Origin of the sequence: Providencia sneebia DSM 19967 (assembly GCF_000314895.2) — a bacterium.
GTDB classification, from domain to species: Bacteria; Pseudomonadota; Gammaproteobacteria; order Enterobacterales; family Enterobacteriaceae; genus Providencia; species Providencia sneebia.
Genome location: NZ_CM001773.1, coordinates 1,127,347 through 1,151,129, shown reverse-complemented (window position 1 = coordinate 1,151,129; position 23,783 = coordinate 1,127,347). Strand labels below are relative to the sequence as shown.

Below are 23,783 nucleotides of genomic sequence, written 5' to 3'. Positions count from 1 at the left end.
TCCAAAATAACATTATTAAAATGAGGTTTTGGAGTGCTTAATTCAAAATTGCGAGTTACTAACCAACACAGTTTGTTTAGTAACAATGATAATGCACTTTAAAATAAACGGAGGAAGATCAATATATTGATTTTCAATTGATAACACAAAGCGGGGAACTAGGATTTCCCCGCGCTTTGCCAACAATCTCAAAGAATAATTAAACTGTAAATGGATAACGTATAGCTTCGTGATACTGATATCCCTCTAAAGTGAAATCATCAGTACTCACCCAAGTTTCAATATCTTCCAATGTCTTGATTTGCGGATTAATAAACAATGATGGTAAAGGGAAAGGTTCACGCTTTAATTGTACATCACGCATCAAAGGTAATTGATTTTCATAAATATGAGCATTCACAATTTTGTGATAAGCCTTACCGGGTTTATGACCTGTAATTCGAGCCATAAGAGCAAGGAATACAAAACACTGGACTTGATTGAAATTTAAGCCCAGTGGAACATCACAGCTACGTTGATACGACGTTAAATGAAGTGTATCGCCTAATAGTGAAAAAGTATGAGTATGCATGCAAGGACGTAAACAACCCATTTCAAATTCACCCGGGTTATAAAACGTTATAATTTCAGCACGATCATCTATCCCATTTTTTAAGTTATCGACAACTTTTTTAAGCTGATCAAGATGTGAGCCATCTGGACGTAACCACGAACGTCCCTGAACACCATAAACTCTGCCCATATCATCCTCACCTTTACGGTGTGGATTATTTAGCCAAGCCTGATTTTCATTAGCATTAGCATTCCAAGTGTTACAACCAATTTCTCGGAACTGCTTTGCATTATCATAGCCACGCAAATAGCCAAGTAACTCAGCTATCGCAGCCTTAAAAAAGCTTTTACGTGTGGTAATTAAAGGAAATTGGTTATTTGCAACATCATACTCTAGGTCAGCATTAATCACCGTTAGGCAACGAACACTCGTACGTTTATTCTCAACCCACTGACCTTCATCAATAATTCGCTGGCATAACTCAAGATACGGCTTCATAAATACTCACTTATTTATAGGCCATCATTACAAGCGCAATGATGGCCTTATCAATTTATTTTATTTATTTACTTTTAGGATTCTTGTCGGGTTTATGGGCTGGAATATTTTGACCATATTTATATGCCCACATAATCATTAGCACACCAACAATAATCATTGGTATTGATAAAATTTGCCCCATGCTAATGCCTCCAAATAAACCAAGCTGCGAATCTGGTTGTCTAAAGAATTCAACAATAATTCGGAACGCCCCATAACCTATCAAAAATAGCCCAGAAACACTGCCCATTGGGCGAGGTTTACGCACAAATATATTTAAGATCAGGAATAATACAATCCCTTCTAAAACCATCTCATAAAGTTGAGATGGATGGCGTGGAAGAACGCCATATTGCTCTAAAATAGGCAGTAATGATGGATCTTGCGCTACTATTTGAATATCTTCACTTCGCGAATGTGGGAATAGAAATGCCCAAGGCGTATCTAAAGTGACTCGTCCCCATAATTCTCCATTAATAAAGTTTCCAATTCGCCCCATTCCTAAACCAAATGGAATAAGTGGTGCAACAAAATCAGCAACTTGAAGGAAACGGCGTCGAGTCCGATGTGCAAACCACATCATGGCACAAATAACACCAATTAATCCGCCATGAAACGACATTCCGCCATCCCAAACTTTAAATAAGTAAAGGGGATCATCAAGAAATACTGGCAAATTATAAAAGAATACGTAACCTAATCTTCCACCTACAAAAACACCTACAAAGCCAATGTAGAGTAAGTTCTCAACTTCATTTTTTGTCCAACCACTGTTAGGTTTAGCCGCACGACGATTTGCTAACCACAAAGCAAATACAAACCCAACAAGATACATAAAACCATACCAGTGCAAAGACACTGGCCCGACCGAGAACATGACAGGATCAATCTCCGGAAATGCTAAGTAGCTGTTACTCATCGTTCCCCACTTTATTTGTTAAATCAAAATCGCCATGCATCATAACATAGCATTGAGATAGAAAAATCTGGTGAAATAAATTAGATACCACCTCGAACAAAGCCACCTAACCCATTCTTCTCCATAAATAAACTAATTTTTTCACGGATCATACTACTTGTTTCAGCGGTTAAAAGATCGGGTAATAACGCAGATACTAAATCAGGTTGTAATCCACGGATCAAATATTTTACTCTTGGAACACTACGTCCATTCATACTCAAAGAACGATAGCCTAAAGCGATTAATGCCGCTACTCCCAACGGCTGCCCTGCCATTTCACCGCACACACTGACCGGTAAACCAATCCGTTGACACTCTTCGCTTACCTGAGCTAGAAAGCGGATCATTGCAGGATGCAGGCTGTCATAAATTGATGCAACATGCGTGTTATTTCTATCGACAGCCAATAAATATTGGGTTAAATCATTCGTACCAATTGAAATAAAATCGACCCGTTTTTTTAACTCTGGCAGTAAAAATAATAATGAAGGAACTTCAAACATAACACCAATTTGTGGCATAGGTACTATGTGATCAATCGATTGACTTAATTCATCCCTTGCTCTTTTTATTAAAATGATAGCCTCATCAACCTCATTAAGGCTGGTTATCATCGGTAATAAAATGCGCAAATTTTGAGTTTTAAGGTTTGCTAACAACATAGCTCTTAATTGAATCAAGAAGATCTCAGGTTGATCCAACATAATCCGTATACCGCGCCAACCTAAACAAGGGTTTTCTTCATTGATTGGCATGTAAGGTAACTGCTTATCCGCCCCAATATCTAATGTTCTTAGCACAACGGGCTTATCTGCAAATAAATGCAATATTTCCTGATACAGCTGCTTTTGCTCATCTTCGGATGGAAAACCGTTATGCAGCATAAAAGGCAGTTCTGTCCGATACAACCCAACACCATCTACGGCAACATTAATCTGCCGTTCATAACGGGGGCTTAAACCAGCATTAAGGTAAATATAGACATATTCACCGTTTTTTAATGTGACTTCTTGTTCAAGAGAATCTTCAGCTAATTCACTGAGAATATTTTCTTCCGCAATAATTTGCTTATATTCTTGAACAATAAAATTCTCGGGCTCAATGAATACATCACCACGATAACCATCAAGAATTAAAAAACGGTCATGCAATAAAGATGGGTCAACATCTACTCCCATTATTGCGGGTATTCCCATCGCTCTGATCAAAATGGCAGAATGCGAATGCGTGGCACCATCACGAACAATAACACCAGCAAGCTGCTCCAAAGGCATCTCAGCTAATACACTCGCACTTAGCTCATCCGCAACCAAAATAAAACTTTCTGGCCACTGCTCGCGGGCCGTTAAGTTATCATCTAAATGGAAAAGTAAACGTTGACCTAATGCTCTAAGGTCAGCTCCTCTTTCCCTCAAATAAAGGTCATTTAAACGGGAAAACTGTTCAACATAATCATCAATGACTTTTTTCACTGCCCATTGCGCAATAGCCCCTTGCTCAATTGCCGCAAATAACCTTTTTTTGAGTTGTGGGTCATGCAATAAATGATTATACAAATCAAAAATTGCAGCACTTTCCTTTTGCGAGTTTGCCATAAAGCGCTTGCTAATTCGTCGGCATTCAGAAGCAGCATTTTCAATTGCATTTATTAAATGCTGCTTTTCATCATTAATATTTAAAGCACTAGCTTCGTAGATTGAATCAAAGGTAGGTTGTGAACTATCTTGCCAGCCATAGGCCATCACAATGCCTTGTGATACAGGTATAGCTTTAAGCCGGCTTTGTCTATATTGCCCAAAAATTCCTTTAGATTGCACTTGAGATAAAATCACGGCGAGTTGCATTGACAACGTCACCAAAAAGGACTCTTCAGTTTCATTAAAAAAACGTCGATCACGTTGCTGTACGACTAACACACCAAGTAATTTTCGACGATAAACAACTGGTACACCTAAAAATGCTTTTAGCTGCTCTTCTTTGAGTTGGGGAAGGTATTTAAATTCAGGATGTTCGCGAATATCGGCAAGATTGAGCATTTCAGATTGACGGCCAACGGCCCCCACAACGCCTTCATCAAACCCAAGACGAATAGCAATCCCACGAGGTTTTTTTAACCCGCGGGTTGCCATTAAGTAATAACATTGACGCGAATGATCAGCCAAATAAATTGAGCAAACATCTGTTTGCATCGCATTACAGGTTTCGTTTACTAATACCTCTAATGCTTCGGCTAAACTTGTTGCCATTGCCACTTTTTCGACAATTTCACGTAAGCGCGTTAGCATAATTTTACCTAGCTCCGCGCCTACGATGCATAAACGCCGGTCTTTGTGGCGCTCTTTGTTCTTGTAATGGCATCACAATAGGTGCGAACTCTTTCATTACGCGGCGATACACTTCGCGCTTGAAAGAGACCACTTGTCGAACAGGATACCAATAACTCACCCATCGCCAACCATCAAATTCTGGCGACTTACTGCGCTGAACATTTATATCGGCTTCATTGCATTGAAGTTGTAATAAAAACCAACGCTGTTTCTGCCCGATACAAACAGGTTTTGTATCCCAACGCACCAAACGCTTGGGTAATTTGTAACGTAGCCAATTGCGAGTCGAGGCCAATAACCGAACATCTTTACGTTGCAAGCCGACTTCTTCGTACAATTCACGATACATAGCCTGCTCTGGTGATTCCCCAGGATTTATACCTCCTTGAGGAAATTGCCATGAATGCTGACCATAGCGGCGAGCCCATAAAACCTGCCCTTGCCGATTACAAATTACAATTCCTACATTCGGGCGGTAGCCATCATCATCGATCACCAGACTACCTCAATAACCAAATTTGAAAGATGGCTAATTGTTTCATACATACCCTATCTGGTAAACCTATATACTCGCCAATATTTATATATATGCTGCAAATAATCAAAGCCATATAGTCTTAGCCCGAGAATATGCTAAAAAACACCGCTAAATAAATAAAATCATATCAATATTTCCCCAATTTTTACTTCCTCTCAAAAAATGAAGATAGTGCTGATAAACAAAGATAAAAACATAATGGGTATTGCAGATATAGGTAAAGTCTCTACAATAAACCTGTCTCAACGGGGTGCCTTTATTTTTAGGCTGAGAATTAACCCGTAGAACCTGATCCGGGCAATACCGGCGTAGGGATTTGAGCTACCGTCAATTCACCTAATTGTTATGGTATCTTCTCAAATCCTGTGTCGTTTTCTCTTTCACACAGGAAAAAGCATGCTGAAACATTCATTATGTAAATCATTAATTGCTCTCGCAACTTTAGGTATCTCACACTTTTCATGGGCAGAAAAACCGACCTTGACGGTTTATACCTATGATTCATTTGCTGCTGAGTGGGGTCCTGGTCCACAAATCAAAAAGAGCTTTGAAGCTCAGTGCGACTGTGAATTAAAACTTGTTTCACTCGGTGATGGCGTTGCATTACTGAATCGACTACGCATGGAAGGTAAAAAGAGTAAAGCTGACATTGTGTTAGGGCTTGATAACAATCTGATTGATTCAGCAGAAAATACGGGGCTATTTGTGCCCGCTAACATTAATACCGAATCAATGAAACTTCCTATTGAGTGGAAGAACACCACATTCATACCTTATGACTATGGGTACTTCGCATTTATCTACGACACAAATAAAGTTAAACATCCCCCAAAAAGCATGGATGAATTGCTCAATAGCGATAACGCATGGAAAATCATTTACCAAGATCCGCGAACCAGTACACCAGGTCTTGGCTTAATGTTATGGATTGAAAAGTTATATGGTAATAAATCTGCTGATGCGTGGCATAAGATGGCAGATAAAACACTCACCGTGACAAAAGGCTGGAGTGAGTCCTATGGATTATTCTTGAAAGGCGAAGGCGACTTTGTCCTTAGCTACACATCATCTCCTGGTTATCAAATGCTAAATGATAAGAAAGATAACTATGCTGCGGCCTTGTTTGATGAAGGTCATTATATGCAAATTGAGGTAGCTGCTCAGCTGAAAAATAGCGCTCAACCTGAGCTTGCCAAACAATTTTTACAATTTATGCTCACACCTGAATTCCAAAATACATTGCCAACCACCAATTGGATGTACCCAGTTATCGATATTCCATTACCCGAAGTTTATAGCGCTTTACCGCTTCCCAAAAAATCACTTCTTTTTAGCTCACAAGAAGTTGCCAAAGAGCGTCAAAATTGGGTTCGCTTATGGCAAACTGCCGTCAGCCGTTAATTAACTGGTCACTATTACCGGGAGCATTAGCTTCCGGATTATTAGTGGTTGTTGCACTGCTCGCATTTGGGTCATTGTGGTTTTTTTCACCCAGTATTTCCATTCGTGAGCTATTTAGCGACCACTATTTATGGCATGTTATTGGCTTTACTTTTTGGCAAGCTTTTTTATCAGCCCTGTTTTCTATTCTGCCGGCAATACTCCTTGCCAGAGCACTTTATCGCCGCCGGTTTCCGGGAAGAAAACTTCTTCTACAGCTTTGCGCAATGACCCTTGTACTTCCAGTGCTAGTCGCAGTATTTGGGATTTTATCCGTTTATGGCAAAACTGGTTGGCTATCCCAATTATATCAATTAATTGGTTTAAATTATGATTTTAGCCCTTATGGCTTACAAGGCATTTTACTGGCGCATGTCTTTTTTAATATGCCCCTTGCGACGCGTATGTTATTACAATCTTTAGAAAATATTTCTACAGAGCAACGACAAATTGCAGCACAATTAGGTTTAAATGAATGGCAACAATTTCGCATTCTTGAATGGCCTTATATACGTAGACAAATGTTGCCTACGGCTGCATTAATTTTTATGCTATGTTTTGCAAGCTTTGCAACCGTACTTGCATTAGGTGGTGGCCCTGCTGCGACAACGATTGAGTTAGCCATTTACCAAGCATTAAGTTATGATTTTGATCCTGCCAGAGCTGCTGTTCTAGCCTTGATACAGCTGTTTTTTGTATTGGTTTAATGGTGTTGAGCCAGAAAATAAATCACCTGTTTTCTACTGGCTATAGTCAACATAATCAATGGATTGATCCTGCTGATAACCTATTTCGTCGTTTCCGAGATTCACTGCTTATTATTGCCGCAATTTTATTACTCATCCCCCCTCTTTTAGCCGTTATTGTTGATGGATTAAATGGCCAGTTAATCAGCGTGTTAAGCCAAAATGCGCTATGGCAAGCAACGTTAACCTCATTATTTATTGCAATTTGTGCAGGATTATTATGCGTTTTCCTCACAATGATGTTGTTATGGAGTAGCCGTGAGCTGCGTTTAAAACGGGCAGTAAAGCTTGGGCAAGCAATGGAACTAAGTGGGCTATTAATTTTAGCTATGCCCGGTATTGTGTTAGCTACTGGCTTCTTTATCTTATTTAATGAAACTATCGGCATTCCTGAATCGCCTTATGCATTAGTGATCATGACGAATGCTTTGATCACTATTCCTTATGCTTTAAAAGTGTTAGAAAACCCAATGCGAGATTTAGCTGAACGTTATAATCCACTTTGTCACTCTCTTGCTATTAGTGGTTTTAATCGATTACGAATTATTGAACTTAAAGCATTGAAGAAACCAATAGCGCAAGCCCTTGCTTTTGCTTGTGTTATCTCAATTGGTGATTTTGGGGTTGTTGCCTTATTTGGTAATGAAGATTTTCGTACGCTCCCTTATTATCTTTATCAGCAAATAGGCGCCTATCGCACAAATGATGGTGCTGTGACTGCAATGGTTTTACTTCTTTTATGTTTTTGTTTGTTTAATTTGCTTGAAGGCATTTCAGGGAAACAACGTGATTAAATTAACTCAGCTAGACTATCAATACGACAATATTAACATGTACTTTGACTTTTCAATTAAGGCAGGTGAACGCGTTGCAGTCATGGGGCCAAGCGGAGCTGGGAAAAGTACATTACTGAGTTTAATCAGTGGGTTTCAATTTGCTAAAAGCGGTACCATCCAATTAAATGGGCATAATCACACTTGTACTCCACCAGCAAAGCGCCCTGTCTCCATGTTATTTCAAGAGAATAATTTATTTTCTCATCTCACAGTAAAACAGAATATTGGTTTAGGTTTGCATCCAGGATTACGGCTTAATACCCAGCAAATCAAGCTTGTTGAACAGATTGCTGCTCAATCAGGATTACTTGAGCTTATCGATAGGCTTCCAGCCCAATTATCAGGTGGCCAACGTCAACGCGCAGCACTTGCACGTTGCTTGATCCGCGAACAACCCATTTTATTATTAGATGAACCCTTTTCTGCACTTGACCCCGCTTTACGCCAAGAAATGTTGTTACTTCTTGATGAGATCTGTCAATCAAAAAATATTACATTAGTAATGGTTTCACATAACCTAGAAGATGCTCAACAAATTGCTCCGCGGACTCTTGTTATTGCTGACGGTAAAATAGCTTACGATGGTTGCACGAGTGAATTATTAGCAGGAACTACATCAGCTTCAAAATTACTTGGTATTACTAATAATAATTAGCCATTCATTTTTACTGGTTAATTTCCACTCATTTTTACTCATCATATAATAAAAAAACACTGTATAAAATCACACTATTCACGTATAGTGAATGTGTTACTTTTTATTCGAGTGATCTTATGCTTCAACCTATGTCACCTGCGGAAAAAGGCTTTATCTTAAGTCGCCATTGGAAAGATACCCGCCAAGGGGTTGAGGTTAGTTATTGGTTAATAACTGAAACGGGACCTCGAAAAGTGACCATTCCTTACCAAAAGGCAGTTGGTTTTATTGCACATTCATCTTTACCCTCTATAAAGCATTTATTAGATGAACAAGATGGCATTACTTATCGGCCAATTGAATTATCTAACTTTAAACGTGAAAAAGTTTGCGCTATTTATTGCCGCCAATATCGGCAATTACTCAATCTGGAAAAGAATTGTCGAGAACTTGGCGTCGAAATTCTAGAAGCTGATATCCGCCCTTGCGAACGTTATTTAATGGAGCGCTTTATCACAGCGCCAGTGTGGTTTTCTTGTAACCAACATGGTGAGTATCATCTCAAGCCCTGTGAAGGTTATCGCCCAGAAATTAAAGCCGTTTCATTAGATATTGAAACGAGCCAATACGGAGAGCTTTACTCTATTGGTTTATCTGGCTGCGGTGACAACGTTGTTTTTATGTTGGGTCCAGAGCAAGGTTCTGCACTGACCAATCAACACCGCCTCGTTTATGTTAATAGCCGCCCTCAATTACTTGATAACCTTAATCATTGGCTACAAAAATTTGATCCTGACGCTATTATTGGTTGGAATTTGATTCAGTTTGATTTAAATGTGCTACAAAAACATGCAGAACGTTATGGAAAACCACTGCTATTTGGTCGGCAAAATAAAAAGCTGGAATGGCGTGAACATGGCTTTAAACAAGGCGTATTTTTCGCCGCTGCCGAAGGCCGGCTAATTATTGATGGTATTGATGCTTTAAAAGCAGCAACTTGGAGCTTTCCCTCTTTCAGCCTTGAATCTGTTTCTCAAACATTGCTAGGTGAAGGTAAAGCGATTGATACTCCGTATGACAGAATGGATGAAATTAATCGCCGTTTTGAACACGATAAACCTGCACTTGCACATTACAATATTCAAGACTGTTGGTTAGTTCATCGGATCTTTGCAAAAACCGACCTTATGGCATTCTTGCAAGAACGTTCAACTGTTACCGGATTAGCAATTGACCGCATGGGCGGATCTGTTGCAGCCTTTTCACATTTATATATTCCCCGCTTGCATCGTATTGGGTTTGTTGCACCGAATCTTCATGAACAAAAACTCCAACATAATCCTGGTGGTTTTGTGATGGATTCTCAACCCGGTTTATATGATTCTGTGTTAGTTCTTGATTATAAAAGCTTGTATCCCTCAATTATTCGCACTTTTCTTATCGACCCCGCAGGCATGATAGAAGGTCTTGCTCATCCTGAAAAACAACATTCAGTATCAGGTTTTCGTCATGCGTGGTTTTCTCGCTCAGTACATTGTTTACCAGATATTGTTAGCCATATTTGGCAAGCTCGTGATAAAGCCAAACAAGAGAATAACGCTCCATTATCTCAAGCATTAAAAATTATTATGAATGCTTTTGCTGGTGTATTAGGTGCTGAAGGATGTCGCTTTTTCGACCCACGCCTTACAGCATCTATCACCATGCGCGGACATGACATTATGCGTATTACAAAAGAGTTAATTGAATCGCGTGGTTACCAAGTTATTTACGGTGATACGGATTCAACTTTTGTATGGTTAAAAGAAAGCCATTCACAGGAACAAGCTCAAAAAATTGGCTTTGAATTACGCGATTTTGTTAATAGCTGGTGGAAGAAACATTTATCTGAAGAGTGGCAACTAGAAGGCGTACTAGAACTTGAATATGAAACTCATTATCGCCGTTTTTTCATGCCAACAGTGAGAGGATCTGATTCTGGAAGTAAAAAACGTTATGCTGGATTAAGTGGGGATAACATGATTTTTAAAGGATTAGAAACCATCCGCTCTGATTGGACACCACTCGCACAATGTTTTCAAAAAGAGTTATACACGCGTATTTTTTATAAGCAGCCTTACCGAGAATTTATTCGTGAATATGTGCAGTCAATTCAAAATGGCAAGTATGACGACAGACTCATTTATCGTAAACGATTACGAAGAAAACTCTCAGAATATCAACGGAATGTCCCTCCTCATGTCAGGGCAGCTCGTCAAGCAGATGAATACAATTTAAAGTTACATCGTCCACAGCAATATCAAAATGGTGGATGGATTAGTTATATTATTACTCAAGCGGGTCCAGAGCCTCTTGAAATAATCACCTCTCGCCCAAATTATGAGCACTATATCCTAAAGCAGATCAAACCTATTGCTGATGCTATCTTGCCATTTTTACAAGATGACTTTGATACCATCCTAACAGGTCAGATCACTTTGTTTTTTTAAAGCGAACCTTTTTTAACAGGTGACGATAAGCTTTGCTTCAATTAATATAACGCCCCTTTGACATTTTACTCGTCATGGTTTCACACCATGGATGAGATAATTGCTATAATGATCCATCGGGCAACTAAAATAATTAATATTCTAATGACTCTTGTTTACTCATAACCGCATGAGAACAATGATATATTTGTCCGACGACAAGTCTCAAAATAAACAATCAAAACTATGGAACTGAGTTAAAACCTATGCCATTTACTCTTGGTCAGCGCTGGATCAGCGATACAGAAAGCGAACTCGGATTAGGCGCCGTCGTGGCTATTGATGCCCGTATGGTGACTTTACTTTTTCCCGCCAGTGGGGAAAACCGTCTTTATTCACGTAATGATGCCCCAATCACTCGAGTGATGTTTAACGAGGGGGATACCATTACTAGCCACGAAGGTTGGCAGCTTAAAGTTGAAAATGTACAAGAAGATAACGGACTACTGACTTACACCGGTACACGCCTTGATACTGAAGAGCCGGATGTTAGTCTGAGAGAAGTTTTTCTTGATAGCAAATTGACATTCAACAAGCCACAAGACAGATTATTCGCGGGTCAAATTGATAGAATGGATCGCTTTGCATTACGTTACCGAGCACGTAAATTTCAAAGTGAACAAGTAAAACACCAAGCAACGGGGCTGCGGGGAATACGCGCCAGTCTGATCCCGCATCAATTACATATTGCTAATGAAGTGGGTAAACGCCATCATCCACGCGTATTGCTCGCTGACGAGGTGGGATTAGGTAAAACTATCGAAGCAGGTATGATCATCCATCAACAGTTGATGGCAGGTCGAGCAGAACGTGTTTTAGTCATTGTTCCTGAAAGCTTACAACATCAATGGCTTGTTGAAATGCTACGCCGTTTTAACTTGCGTTTTTCGCTCTTTGATGACAGCCGTTATAGTGAAGCTCGCCACGATAGCGATAATCCGTTTGAAACAGAACAGCTAGTATTATGCTCACTTGATTTTGTCCGTCGCAACAAGCAACGCTTTGATCAACTTGTAGAAGCAGGTTGGGATATGATGGTTGTTGATGAAGCTCACCATTTACAATGGAGTGAGGCTGCACCTAGTCGTGAATATCAAGTGATTGAAACACTGGCTGAAAATATTCCATCAATTCTACTCTTAACAGCAACACCAGAGCAACTTGGTCAAGAAAGCCATTTTGCCCGTCTGCGCCTTCTTGATCCGAGCCGTTTCCATGATTATCAAGAATTTCTTGATGAACAAGAAAACTATCGTCCCGTTGCTGACGCCGTTTCAATGTTGCTATCAGGAGATAAGCTCACTAATGATCAGCAAAACTTGCTAAATGATTTAATTAAAGAGCAAGACATTGAACCATTATTAAAAGCGGCTAATTCTGAGGGTGATGATAGTAGCAAAGCGCGTCAAGAGCTCATTACTATGTTAATGGATAGACATGGAACAAGCCGTCTATTATTCAGAAATACCCGTAATGGTGTGAAAGGCTTCCCTCATCGTGAACTGCATTCACTTAAAATGCCATTACCAACCCAATACCAAACAGCAATTAAAGTTGCAGGTATTATGGGAACGAAAAAAGACCTTGAAACTCGTGCCAAAGAACTTCTTTATCCTGAGCAAATTTATCAAGAGTTTGAAGGTGAAAATGCAACATGGTGGAATTTTGACCCACGAGTTGAATGGCTGATGGGCTATTTAATGGCTAACCGCCATGAGAAAGTCTTAGTTATTTGCGCCAAAGCGGAAACTGCGTTACAGCTAGAACAAGTATTACGTGAACGTGAAGGTATCCGTGCAGCCGTCTTCCATGAAGGTTTATCTTTACTTGAACGTGACCGCGCGGCAGCTTATTTCGCTTCTCAAGAAGATGGCGCTCAAGTTCTACTCTGTTCAGAAATTGGTTCTGAAGGCCGTAACTTCCAGTTTGCTAATCAGCTAGTCATGTTTGACTTACCATTTAACCCTGATTTGTTAGAACAACGAATTGGCCGATTAGATCGTATTGGTCAAACCCGTGACATCGTTTTAAATGTTCCTTATCTAGAAAATACCGCCCAAGCTGTGCTACTTCGCTGGTATCATGAAGGGTTGGATGCTTTTGAGCATACTTGCCCAACAGGTAGAACCATCTATGATAAATACTATCAGCAGCTATTACAGTATATGGCTGAACCAACCATCACTGATGGTTTTGATGAGTTCTTAAAAACCTGTCGAGATGAACATGAAGCGCTAAAATTACAATTAGAGCAAGGCCGTGACCGCCTATTAGAAATGCACTCAAACGGTGGAGAATCTGGTGTTCTATTAGCAGAAACTATTGGTGCAGAAGATAATGACACTGAACTTGTTAATTTTGCACTTAACCTCTTTGATATTGTTGGTATTAATCAGGAAGATAAAAGTGATAACTTACTGATCCTAACACCTTCGGATCATATGTTAGTCCCTGATTTCCCGGGTCTACCACAAGATGGTTGCACAATTACCTTTGAACGTGAACAAGCTCTCTCACGTGAAGATACTCAGTTTATTAGTTGGGAACATCCAATTATCCGCAATGGCTTAGATTTAGTATTATCAGGCGATACGGGCAGCTGCGCGGTTTCTTTACTGAAAAATAAAGCCTTACCAGTGGGAACATTACTCACAGAATTAGTGTATGTTCTGGAAGCTCAAGCACCTAAAAACCTACAAATTAGTCGCTTTCTTCCTGCAACACCAATTCGTTTGTTAGTTGATCTCAAAGGTAACAATCTTTCATCACAAGTTGAATTTGAAAGCTTTAACCGTCAGCTTAATGCAATTAACCGCCATATGGCGAGTAAGTTGGTGAATGCAGTCCAAAATGAAGTACATTCTGTTCTGCGCTTATCTGAACCCATGGTTGAGCAAGAAGCAAAAGTGCTTATCGAAAATGCAAAAGAGGCTGCTGACAAAGCACTTTCTTTAGAATTGGCTCGTTTGGAAGCACTTAAAGCGGTTAACCCAAATATCCGGGATGAAGAATTAGATGTTATTGAAGAAGAACGCCAGCTATTGTTGAAGAATATCGACCAAGCAACATGGCGTCTTGATGCAATTCGTTTGGTTGTGGTCACTCACCAATAACCACGTTATTAGTGTCAACTTAAACTAACGCCAACCAAGTTTTCTGTGAATAGGAAAACTTGGTTGATGATAAGTTTACTGCTAAATAGATCTCTATTTTTCCGTTATTTGCCATTTCATCTTTCTCGCTATCGTGGAAGATTGATTTAAGAGACTCAGGAGCTGTATTTCTCATGATGGAGCCTTATCATCCTTCCATTGACCCTTGGTTATACATTCTTTATCAAGATGAGCATATCATTGTGGTTAATAAGCCAAGTGGATTACTGTCGGTTCCGGGCAAAGCACCTGAGCACCACGATAGTATTATGAGCCGAGTGCAACGTGACCATCCGAATGCGGAATGTGTTCATCGTTTAGATATGGCGACGAGTGGAGTCATGGTAGTGGCATTAAATAAAGAGGCTGAACGCGAGCTAAAACGTCAATTTCGCGAACGTGAGCCAAAAAAACACTATATTGCCAGAGTTTGGGGGCATTTAGCTAAAAAAGAAGGTTTAATCGACCTACCACTTATTTGTGATTGGCCAAATCGACCGAAGCAAAAAGTGTGCTTTGAAACAGGCAAGTCAGCTCAAACAGAATATGAAGTTTTAGAATATGAAACATTAGCAACGAGAGTCAAGTTATCACCAATTACTGGGCGTTCGCACCAATTACGTGTTCATATGCTTGCATTAGGCCATCCTATACTTGGAGATCGCTTTTATGCACATGACGAAGCTCGAGCGCTTGCACCACGTTTACAACTTCATGCTCAAGAGCTTTATATCACACATCCTGCTTATGGCACTCCAATGCATTTTAGCTGCCAACCTGATTTTTAATTTCTTATTGACCGGCAATGTTGAGATTACCGGTCAATAAATCTGCTATTTAAAACCACGTTCTTTCTTGATTAGCTCATAAGCCGCTTGAATAGACTGGGCTTTTTGCTTCGCAATTTCCATCATTTCAGGTGGCAACCCTTTAGCTATCAGTTTGTCAGGATGATTTTCACTCATTAATTTGCGATAAGCTCTTTTAATGGTAGTTGGATCATCATTTATTGAGACACCAAGAACCTGACAAGCATCTTCTAAGGTTGGTCCTTGTGATGGCTGATAATACCCACCTGATTGTTGCTGTTGCGAATAACCTTGGTCAAAACGCTGGCTACCTTGGATCATGCTTAGAAATTTCTCAAACTGAATTTTCGAGATACCAAGCTCTTCTGCAATAATAAAGAGGACTTTTCGCTCATTAGGGTGCAGTTCGCCATCCGCAAATGCAGCTTGTAATTGAATTTCCAGAAACATCTGAATTAAATCAAAACGGCCATAACAGGCAAGGCGTAAATGCTTAAGAACATCCCTTAGCGGAAAATCAGGCTCTTTCCCTTCTCTAAAAGCTTGTTGAGCAGCCTTACGCGTTTCACCATGTAATTGCATTCTATCCATTAAATTAGACGCTAATTGGATATCCGTTTCAGTTACACGCCCTTTCGATTTGGTTAAGTGCCCTAATATCTGAAAGGTGCTCGCGAAAAAAATCGCCTGCCGATCTCGCTGACTCATTCCACTCGTAGATTTACGTTGAGCGGCCGCTTTATCAAACCAATGGCCTATAATTAAGCCAACAAGAGCCCCCCAAAACCCCAAACCCGACATAATGGCAAGTAAAACACCAATAATTTTACCCCAGTAGTGCATATATCCCTCAATTCTTCAATGCTCAGAATGCAATTTTGCATTATCATACTACCCATTCGGCTCGGTGCATAACTACAACCGCGTAAAGTTTCTTACATTATACTGGCGCAATGTGGTTTGCTAAGTTAGTCTTTGAGCGTTTGCCGGCTATGCCAATTACGACGGAACCGCATATTTAATGATGAATAAAAGTTATCCAACACTACTTGCTACCATGATTTGGGCAGCAATTTATAGTCAGCAAGCACATGCTGACTTAGCAGCACAATGTATGCTGGGCGTCCCTGTATATGATAAACCACTTGTTCAGGGAGAACCAAAAGACTTACCTATTTATATTAGTGCTGAAAATATACAAGGTGAATACCCAAACTTCGTTGAATACAGTGGAGATGTCGATATTCAGCAAGGTAATCAGACTTTAACGGCTGATAACGTTAAACTAACACAATCAGGTGAGGTAAATCCTGTACGTGAAGTGACTGCGACGGGCAATGTCCACTATGACGACCCACGAATTATTCTAAAAGGTCCATCAGCTTGGTCTAATTTAAACACCCAAGATACTGACGTTAATGATGGCAACTATATGATGGTTGGTCGTCAAGGGCGCGGTGATGCCAAAAAAATGAAGATGCGTGACGAAAACCGTTATTCCATTATGGAAAACGGGACTTTTACCACTTGTCTCCCAGGAAATGATAGTTGGAGTGTTTCTGGTTCTGAAGTCATCATTGACAGAGAAGAACAAGTTGCTGAAATTTGGCATGCGCACTTCCGTCTTGGAAAAGTGCCTGTTTTCTATAGCCCATACATGCAACTACCGATTGGGGATAAACGCCGATCAGGTCTTTTAATTCCAACAGGTAGCTACTCAACCAATGATGGTTTAGAGTTCTCTTTGCCCTATTATTGGAATATTGCACCTAACTATGATGCAACCATTACACCACAATTTATGACCCACCGTGGCGTAAAATTAAATAATGAATTCCGTTATTTAACAACACCAGGGACTGGTACGGTTGCTTTCGATTTTATTAATCACGATCGGGCTTACATTAAAGATAAAAAAAGTAATAAGCGTGATGCTCGAGATAGTGATGACCGCTGGCTATTTTACTGGCGCCATTCAGGGGCTTTGACACAAAATTGGAGCATCGATGCTGATTATACCAAAGTCAGTGATCCCCAATATTTTACTGATTTTAGTTCCCAATACGGTAATACAACGGACGGCTATGCAACTCAAAAATTTAGTACAAGCTATGCAGCTGAGAATTGGAATGCCAAGCTTTCACATAAACAATTCCAAATTTTTGTCGATTCACCAAATAAGCGTGCCTATAAAGCGGAACCTCAACTAGATTTTAATTACTACAAAAATAACTTGGGTTCATTCGACTTACATACTTATGCGCAAGCTGCACGCTTTACCAGTGTAGGAAAGAATAATCCTGATGCAACACGCTTACATATAGAGCCTGAAGTCAGTCTACCTTTATCTAATGGCTGGGCAAATATGAACAACAGTTTCAAATTGCTCGCAACACATTATGACCAAGATATTCCGAATACAAATCAAAATGCTACCTTAGAGAAGAATGTTACTCGGGTTCTTCCAATGATTAGCAGTGATGCAAAAGTTGTTTTCGAGCGAAATCTTTTTGAAGGTAGTGATTATGTCCAAACTTTAGAACCGCGAGTTAAATATTTATATATTCCGTATAAAGATCAAGACAATATCAATAACTATGACTCAGCATTGCTACAATCTAACTATGATGGATTATTCCGTGATCGCATTTATAGTGGACTTGACCGAATTGCATCTGCAAACCAAGTCACAACCGGTGTAACAACGCGTATTTATGATGAAATGCTCAATGAGCGTTTTAATTTTTCTGTTGGACAAATCTACTACTTAGAACGTCCTCGTTCTGGTAACTCCACCCTTCAAATTGATGATAAAAGTAATACTGGTTCACTATTGTGGGCAACAGATTCATATTGGCGCATCAATGATAAGTGGGGGATCCGTGGTGGATTACAGTATGATAAACGTCTAGGTAATGTCACCATGGGAAATGCGATCACGGAATATCGCATTGATTCTGATCGTTTGCTACAGTTGAACTACCGTTTTGTGGATCGTGATTATATTCAAGCCACTTTCCAACGAAATGATACCAATGATCAAACCTATACATTGCCTGAATATCAACGTGGAATATCACAAGTTGGTGCTGTACTCAGTTGGCCATTAAATGAGCGCTGGGGCTTTGTTGGCTCTTATTATTACGATACAAAACAACAACAATCTGCCAGCCAATTACTGGGATTACAGTATAATACCTGTTGCTGGGCATTTAACGTCGGTTATGAGCGTAAGATTGTGGGCTGGCAAACAGATAAGTTTAGCAGCGAATATGATAATAAATGGTCATTCAATGTGGAACTTAGAGGCCTAAATAACAATCATAGTTTAGGTAGTCAGGAAATGCTGAATAGAGGTATCATTCCTTATCAACGCGCTTTCTGATAATTAAAGACAAATGATGAGTATTATCTATTATTGAACAGCTAGTAATATCAATGAGATAAAGCTCATTAAATACATTGATAAAGCAGATGATCCAGTATGTAAAGTGCTGAGTAATTTTACGTTACTACTGAATCAGATGATTATAAACACGATTAACCTGCTTAGCAGGATTTAAATCAATTGATAGGATCGTTATGAAGAATTGGAAAACGCTTATTTTAGGACTGATGTTCGCAAGCTCGACAGCATTAGCTGCGCCACAGCAAATAGATAAAGTTGCTGCTATCGTGAATAACGGAGTCGTACTGGAAAGTGACGTCCAGAACATGCTGAATACAGTAAAAATGAACGCTCGCAATGCAGGCCAGCAAGTTCCTGATGACCAAACACTTCGCCATCAGATCCTTGAGCGTTTAATTACTGATAACATCATGCTGCAAATGGCAAGCCAGATGCAAATTAGTATTCCAGAAGAGGCGGTTAATGCGACCATTACTGATATTGCCCGTCAAAATGGCTTAACATTACAGCAAATGCAATCTCGCCTAACAGCTGATGGCATTGATATGGCAAAATACCGTGGTGAAATCCGTAAGGAGATGCTACTTGCTGAAGTGCGTAATAATGAAGTTAGACGTCGTATAACCATTTTACCGCAAGAAGTTGAATCACTAGCCAAGCAAATCAGCAGCCAAGCTGACTATGAGGCAAATGTTAATTTAAGCCATATTTTGATCCCATTACCAGAGAATCCAACTCAAGAGCAACTGCATCAAGCTGATGCTATTGTTGCTAAAATTATGGATGAGCTGCAAAAAGGAACTAACTTCGGTAAACTAGCCATTGCTTATTCAGCTGATCCACAAGCATTGAAAGGCGGTAATATGGGTTGGTCCCGTTTACAAGAGCTACCCGTTGTTTTCGCTGAACAAATTAAAAATGCCAAAAAAGAGGATATTGTTGGGCCAATTCGTTCAGGTGTTGGCTATCATATTCTAAAAGTTAATGATATTGACACGGCAAATAAAACCATCTCTGTCACTGAGGTAAAAGCACGCCATATCTTGCTAAAATCCTCGCCAATTATGGATGATCAACAAGCTCGTCAAAAGCTAAATCAAATCTCTCAAGATATTCGTAGCGGCAAAATGACCTTTGAAGATGCAGCTAAAGAATTTTCTGAAGATCCGGGAAGTGCATTAAAAGGTGGTGAATTAGGCTGGAATATGCCGGATGTTTATGACCCAGCTTTCCGTGATGCTTTGATGAAACTGAACAAAGGTGAAATGAGCCAACCTGTTCCTTCTAACTTTGGCTGGCACTTAATTCAATTAGAAGATACCCGCAATGTTGATAAAACAGATGCGGCGCAAAAAGATCAAGCTTATCGCTTGCTGTTCAACCGTAAATTCAATGAAGAAGCCCAAAGTTGGCAACAAGAACAGCGTGCTGAAGCTTATGTTAATATCGTCGACGAACGAGACAATTCATCTAATGTCGAAAAATCTCAATAGACCCATTGTGATCACCCCCGGCGAACCTGCCGGGGTAGGTCCAGATTTACTGATCCAACTTGCTCAAGATTTTTGGCCTGTTGAGCTTGTTGCCTGTGCAGATCCCGAATTACTTCGCTTACGAGCAAAGCAGCTCAACCTACCTTTGACGCTCAAAGACTATACACCAAATAGCCACCATGATGGGCAAGAGCCGGGAAGTTTATCCATCCTGCCTATCCCATTAAATGCACCTGCTGAAGCTGGGCAATTAAACGTTGCTAATGGTCAATATGTTATTAATACGCTAGCCAGAGCTTGTGATGGATGCTTAAACGGTGAGTTTTCCGCAATCGTTACAGGGCCTGTACATAAAGGTGTTATCAATGATGCAGGAATTCCCTTTAGTGGGCATACCGAGTTTTTTGCAGATAGAAGCCTTTGTAACCGTGTTGTTATGATGCTGGCGACAGAAGAGCTGCGAGTCGCTTTAGCGACCACTCATCTGCCTTTAAAAGATGTTTCCTCGGTAATTACTCAGCAAAGTTTGCAGGAAGTGATTACGATTTTACATCATGACTTACAAACTAAATTTGGTATTGAAGTACCGAATATTTATGTTTGTGGACTAAACCCTCATGCTGGCGAAGGCGGGCATATGGGAATGGAAGAAATAGAAACAATGATACCTGCACTTAATAAACTAAGAGCACAGGGTATAAATTTGATTGGTCCGTTACCTGCCGATACTTTATTTCAACCTAAATATCTAGATAATGCAGATGCAGTGCTTGCCATGTACCATGATCAAGGCCTGCCTGTATTAAAATACCAAGGTTTCGGTAGAGCTGTAAACATTACGCTTGGCCTACCTTTCATCCGTACATCTGTTGATCATGGCACTGCGCTAGATCTAGCAGGAACGGGTCATGCTGATGCGGGTAGTTTTATTACCGCATTAAAATTAGCTATCCAAATGACATATAAAAATTCATGAATAATCGAGTTCATCAAGGGCATCTTGCCCGTAAACGTTTCGGGCAGAACTTTTTAACTGACCAATTTATTATTGATAGCATTGTTGATGCAATGCACCCACAGCCAGGTCAAGCCATTGTAGAGATTGGCCCAGGGCTTGGCGCACTGACAGAGCCTGTCGGCAGCAGAATGGATAAAATGACGGTTATTGAACTTGACCGCGATCTTGCCGCACGCTTGCACGTTCATCCACAGCTAAAAGATAAACTCACTATCATTCAGCAAGATGCCATGACTGTGGATTTTAGCAAATTAGCAGAACAAGCAGGTCAGCCTTTACGTGTATTTGGCAATTTACCTTATAATATTTCTACGCCGCTGATGTTTCACTTGTTCACCTTTACGAATTCCATTGCTGATATGAACTTCATGTTGCAAAAAGAAGTCGTCAACCGTTTAGTCGCAGGCCCAGGAAGTAAAGCTTATGGTCGCTTAACTGTCATGGCACAATATTATTGCCAAGTTGTACCTGTGCTAGAAGTTCCACCAACAGCTTTTGCTCCACCGCCAAAAGTTGATTCAGCCGTTGTCCGCTTGATCCCCCATAAAGAAAATCCATACCCGCTGAAAGATATTAAAATCTTAAGCCGTATTACAACTCAAGCCTTTAACCAACGCCGTAAAACTATCCGTAATAGCCTCGGTGATTTATTCAGTGTTGAACAATTGGTAGAGCTTGGTATTGATCCCGGAACACGCGCTGAAAATATCTCGGTTGATGCTTATTGTAAGATGGCGAACTATCTATCCAACTTATCTGAATAAATATCGAACACTTTAAGTTGCATATAAGCGACCTATAGCGTTATCTTAGTTAAAGTTTTAACCTACATTAGGTCGCAACCATAGCTTCATGCAATTTAAAGGATGATGAGTATGAGCCAACTAAAAAGGAGGCACTATGCTTAATGAACCCAATACAAGCATCCAAGTTCAGAGTGTCTATATAGAAAGCCAATCTCAACCCGAAATCGGTAGATACGTTTTTGCTTACACCATATCAATCCGTAATGTTGGTCGTACCCCAATTCAATTAATAAGCCGTTATTGGCTTATTACGAATAGTGATGGCCATAAAACAGAAGTCCAAGGTGAAGGTGTTGTTGGTGAACAACCCGTTATTTTACCCGGAAAAACTTACCGTTATACCAGTGGCGCAATACTTGAAACGCCAATGGGCACAATGGAAGGCTATTATGTCATGTTGAGTGATTTGGGGGATAGTTTTCATGTTGATATCCCAGCATTTCGCCTTGCTATACCAACTTTGATTAATTAATTATGTCTACATACCTAATTGGTGATGTTCATGGCTGTTATCACGAACTACGAGCATTACTAGAACAAGTTAATTTTGATCCTCAAAAAGATACTCTTTGGCTTACGGGCGACCTAGTTGCCCGAGGCCCTGATTCACTTCAAGTGCTTCGTTATGTAAAAAGCCTTGGCTCAGCAGCAAAAATAGTTTTAGGTAATCATGACCTGCATCTTCTAGGCATCTATTGCAAAATCAGCCGTAATAAGCCTAAAGATCATCTTGATGAATTACTTAATGCGCCAGATGCAGATGAGCTAATTAACTGGCTGCGTAAACAACCACTACTTCAAGTTGATGAAGATAAGAAAATTATCATGGCGCATGCAGGTATTACCCCACAATGGGATCTTGATACTGCCCGTATGTGCGCGCGAGAAGTTGAATCAGTTCTATCGAGTGATGCTTACCCACTATTCATTGATGCAATGTATGGCGATATGCCTAACAACTGGTCTGAAAGTTTAATGGGATTACCTCGATTGCGTTTTAGCACCAATGCATTAACGCGGATGCGCTACTGCTTTCCCCATGGGCAATTAGACATGCTTTGCAAAGAAAGCCCATCAAAGGCACCTTCCCCACTAAAACCGTGGTTTTCTTTACTGACAAAATTACCCCAAGAATATTCAATATTCTTTGGCCATTGGGCTTCACTAGAGGGTAAACATACGCCAGAAAATGTATATGGTTTAGATACGGGTTGTTGCTGGGGAGGAAACTTAACATTATTTCATTGGGAAGAAAAACAGTATTATCGCCAAAAATCACAATTAAAACGTAATAAAGATTAATATATTATTAATCTTCAACAATACAAAAACATTAATTTTATTAATAAATATTTATATAAAATAAGCAAATTTAAAAATAAAACGGAGCATTTTAGCTCCGTTCTTTATTTAAATTAAATTCTTTTATTTAAAATTTCAAAGCAATAACTGTGCGAATTATTTTCATCTTCTTCATGATATTCAGTAAATACTGAATCCCATTCATCAGGCTCATAAACCGGAAAATGAGTATCGCCGATAATTTCTGCATCAACATGCGTTAAATACAGCTTATTAGCCAAAGGTAAGAATTGTTGATATACCTTTCCACCACCCATGATAATAACTTCATCATTATCAACTGTCGCTTCTTTTGCCGCTGCTAAAGCTTCTTCAATTGAAGAAACCCAAATAACATTATTATCTGTACCTGGCTTACTACTTAAGACAATATTAACTCTTTGTGGTAGCGGATGACCGATTGATTCATAAGTTATTCGCCCCATAATTACTGCTTTATTGAGTGTATTGCGTTTAAACCATGCAAGATCGCCAGGTAAATGCCAAGGCATCGCTTTTTCCATGCCGATCACCTGATCAATCGCCATCGCTGCGATTAAACTAATATTCATCTAGTCACCTTATAGGCTAAATATAAAAATTGTTCTAACTATACGTAAAGAGAAATGTTTCGTCGACTAAATTTAAT

At 39.8% G+C, this 23,783-nt stretch carries 18 protein-coding genes, 1 pseudogene and 1 riboswitch; of the genes and pseudogenes, 12 read left to right on the top strand and 7 right to left on the bottom strand.

Going from position 1 to position 23,783, the window contains the following annotated elements:
* Positions 1-199: 199 nt before the first annotated feature.
* From OO7_RS04735 to rppH, 4 genes are all read right to left on the bottom strand, one after another.
* Positions 200-1,051, bottom strand: a complete 852-nt coding sequence (locus OO7_RS04735; protein WP_008914830.1) for a thymidylate synthase — start codon at positions 1,049-1,051, stop codon at positions 200-202.
* Between the two features lie 64 nt (positions 1,052-1,115).
* Complete coding sequence (lgt, locus tag OO7_RS04730) at positions 1,116-2,012, bottom strand: prolipoprotein diacylglyceryl transferase (protein WP_008914829.1); 897 nt, start codon at positions 2,010-2,012, stop codon at positions 1,116-1,118.
* A gap of 80 nt (positions 2,013-2,092) precedes the next feature.
* A complete protein-coding gene (gene ptsP, locus OO7_RS04725) occupies positions 2,093-4,339 on the bottom strand; it encodes a phosphoenolpyruvate--protein phosphotransferase (RefSeq protein ID WP_008914828.1) in 2,247 nt (748 codons plus the stop codon).
* Between the two features lie 4 nt (positions 4,340-4,343).
* Positions 4,344-4,877: an RNA pyrophosphohydrolase gene (gene rppH, locus OO7_RS04720; RefSeq protein WP_008914827.1), complete on the bottom strand. Its 534-nt coding sequence runs from the start codon at positions 4,875-4,877 to the stop codon at positions 4,344-4,346.
* A gap of 278 nt (positions 4,878-5,155) precedes the next feature.
* Positions 5,156-5,252: riboswitch (TPP riboswitch) on the top strand.
* A gap of 63 nt (positions 5,253-5,315) precedes the next feature.
* Here rppH and thiB point away from each other — a divergent pair.
* The 5 genes and pseudogenes from thiB to rapA all read left to right on the top strand — a co-directional run bounded on the left by thiB (position 5,316) and on the right by rapA (position 14,219).
* Entirely contained in the window at positions 5,316-6,320 is a 1,005-nt protein-coding gene (thiB, locus tag OO7_RS04715; protein WP_008914826.1) for a thiamine ABC transporter substrate binding subunit, read from the top strand.
* Positions 6,296-7,899: pseudogene (gene thiP, locus OO7_RS04710) on the top strand (thiamine/thiamine pyrophosphate ABC transporter permease ThiP). Before thiB ends, thiP begins: the two are co-directional and overlap by 25 nt.
* A complete protein-coding gene (gene thiQ / locus OO7_RS04705) occupies positions 7,892-8,596 on the top strand; it encodes a thiamine ABC transporter ATP-binding protein ThiQ (RefSeq protein WP_008914823.1) in 705 nt (234 codons plus the stop codon). Before thiP ends, thiQ begins: the two are co-directional and overlap by 8 nt.
* A gap of 119 nt (positions 8,597-8,715) precedes the next feature.
* Positions 8,716-11,067, top strand: coding sequence for a DNA polymerase II (locus tag OO7_RS04700; RefSeq protein ID WP_043892645.1), 2,352 nt, complete (start codon positions 8,716-8,718; stop codon positions 11,065-11,067).
* 245 nt (positions 11,068-11,312) lie between these two features.
* A complete protein-coding gene (gene rapA / locus OO7_RS04695) occupies positions 11,313-14,219 on the top strand; it encodes an RNA polymerase-associated protein RapA (RefSeq protein ID WP_008914821.1) in 2,907 nt (968 codons plus the stop codon).
* Positions 14,220-14,238: 19 nt separating this feature from the next.
* Here the strand turns inward: rapA and OO7_RS16800 are convergent, their stop codons facing one another.
* The gene (locus OO7_RS16800) at positions 14,239-14,394 is read right to left on the bottom strand and encodes a hypothetical protein (RefSeq protein WP_156823130.1); all 156 of its coding nucleotides are present in this window, start codon (positions 14,392-14,394) and stop codon (positions 14,239-14,241) included.
* Here OO7_RS16800 and rluA point away from each other — a divergent pair.
* Complete coding sequence (gene rluA / locus OO7_RS04690; RefSeq protein WP_043892644.1) at positions 14,393-15,046, top strand: bifunctional tRNA pseudouridine(32) synthase/23S rRNA pseudouridine(746) synthase RluA; 654 nt, start codon at positions 14,393-14,395, stop codon at positions 15,044-15,046. The genes OO7_RS16800 and rluA overlap by 2 nt on opposite strands.
* Before the next feature lie 45 nt (positions 15,047-15,091).
* Here the strand turns inward: rluA and djlA are convergent, their stop codons facing one another.
* Positions 15,092-15,910: a co-chaperone DjlA gene (djlA, locus tag OO7_RS04685; protein WP_008914819.1), complete on the bottom strand. Its 819-nt coding sequence runs from the start codon at positions 15,908-15,910 to the stop codon at positions 15,092-15,094.
* Between the two features lie 181 nt (positions 15,911-16,091).
* Between djlA and lptD the strand changes: the two genes are divergently transcribed.
* From lptD to apaH, 6 genes are all read left to right on the top strand, one after another.
* Complete coding sequence (lptD, locus tag OO7_RS04680; RefSeq protein ID WP_008914818.1) at positions 16,092-18,452, top strand: LPS assembly protein LptD; 2,361 nt, start codon at positions 16,092-16,094, stop codon at positions 18,450-18,452.
* A 197-nt stretch (positions 18,453-18,649) separates the two neighbouring features.
* Positions 18,650-19,969, top strand: a complete 1,320-nt coding sequence (gene surA, locus OO7_RS04675) for a peptidylprolyl isomerase SurA (RefSeq protein ID WP_008914817.1) — start codon at positions 18,650-18,652, stop codon at positions 19,967-19,969.
* On the top strand, positions 19,950-20,945 hold the full coding sequence (gene pdxA / locus OO7_RS04670) for a 4-hydroxythreonine-4-phosphate dehydrogenase PdxA (RefSeq protein WP_008914816.1): 996 nt from the start codon (positions 19,950-19,952) through the stop codon (positions 20,943-20,945). The genes surA and pdxA overlap by 20 nt, the downstream gene beginning before the upstream one ends.
* Positions 20,942-21,751 (top strand): 16S rRNA (adenine(1518)-N(6)/adenine(1519)-N(6))-dimethyltransferase RsmA, encoded by an 810-nt coding sequence (gene rsmA, locus OO7_RS04665; RefSeq protein ID WP_008914815.1) that lies wholly within the window; start codon positions 20,942-20,944, stop codon positions 21,749-21,751. The genes pdxA and rsmA overlap by 4 nt, the downstream gene beginning before the upstream one ends.
* A 136-nt stretch (positions 21,752-21,887) precedes the next feature.
* A complete protein-coding gene (gene apaG / locus OO7_RS04660; RefSeq protein WP_008914814.1) occupies positions 21,888-22,265 on the top strand; it encodes a Co2+/Mg2+ efflux protein ApaG in 378 nt (125 codons plus the stop codon).
* Positions 22,266-22,267: 2 nt separating this feature from the next.
* Complete coding sequence (gene apaH, locus OO7_RS04655; RefSeq protein WP_008914813.1) at positions 22,268-23,095, top strand: bis(5'-nucleosyl)-tetraphosphatase (symmetrical) ApaH; 828 nt, start codon at positions 22,268-22,270, stop codon at positions 23,093-23,095.
* Between the two features lie 113 nt (positions 23,096-23,208).
* Here the strand turns inward: apaH and folA are convergent, their stop codons facing one another.
* Positions 23,209-23,706 (bottom strand): type 3 dihydrofolate reductase, encoded by a 498-nt coding sequence (gene folA, locus OO7_RS04650; RefSeq protein WP_008914812.1) that lies wholly within the window; start codon positions 23,704-23,706, stop codon positions 23,209-23,211.
* Positions 23,707-23,783: the final 77 nt, after the last annotated feature.

Coding starts and splice junctions, on each gene's coding strand:
- OO7_RS04735 (WP_008914830.1), bottom strand. CDS start 1,051: ATGAAGCCGTATCTTGAGTTATGCCAGCGAATTATTGATGAAGGTCAG.
- lgt (WP_008914829.1), bottom strand. CDS start 2,012: ATGAGTAACAGCTACTTAGCATTTCCGGAGATTGATCCTGTCATGTTC.
- ptsP (WP_008914828.1), bottom strand. CDS start 4,339: ATGCTAACGCGCTTACGTGAAATTGTCGAAAAAGTGGCAATGGCAACA.
- thiB (WP_008914826.1), top strand. CDS start 5,316: ATGCTGAAACATTCATTATGTAAATCATTAATTGCTCTCGCAACTTTA.
- OO7_RS04700 (WP_043892645.1), top strand. CDS start 8,716: ATGCTTCAACCTATGTCACCTGCGGAAAAAGGCTTTATCTTAAGTCGC.
- rapA (WP_008914821.1), top strand. CDS start 11,313: ATGCCATTTACTCTTGGTCAGCGCTGGATCAGCGATACAGAAAGCGAA.
- rluA (WP_043892644.1), top strand. CDS start 14,393: ATGATGGAGCCTTATCATCCTTCCATTGACCCTTGGTTATACATTCTT.
- OO7_RS16800 (WP_156823130.1), bottom strand. CDS start 14,394: ATGAGAAATACAGCTCCTGAGTCTCTTAAATCAATCTTCCACGATAGC.
- djlA (WP_008914819.1), bottom strand. CDS start 15,910: ATGCACTACTGGGGTAAAATTATTGGTGTTTTACTTGCCATTATGTCG.
- lptD (WP_008914818.1), top strand. CDS start 16,092: ATGAATAAAAGTTATCCAACACTACTTGCTACCATGATTTGGGCAGCA.
- surA (WP_008914817.1), top strand. CDS start 18,650: ATGAAGAATTGGAAAACGCTTATTTTAGGACTGATGTTCGCAAGCTCG.
- pdxA (WP_008914816.1), top strand. CDS start 19,950: ATGTCGAAAAATCTCAATAGACCCATTGTGATCACCCCCGGCGAACCT.
- rsmA (WP_008914815.1), top strand. CDS start 20,942: ATGAATAATCGAGTTCATCAAGGGCATCTTGCCCGTAAACGTTTCGGG.
- apaG (WP_008914814.1), top strand. CDS start 21,888: ATGCTTAATGAACCCAATACAAGCATCCAAGTTCAGAGTGTCTATATA.
- apaH (WP_008914813.1), top strand. CDS start 22,268: ATGTCTACATACCTAATTGGTGATGTTCATGGCTGTTATCACGAACTA.
- folA (WP_008914812.1), bottom strand. CDS start 23,706: ATGAATATTAGTTTAATCGCAGCGATGGCGATTGATCAGGTGATCGGC.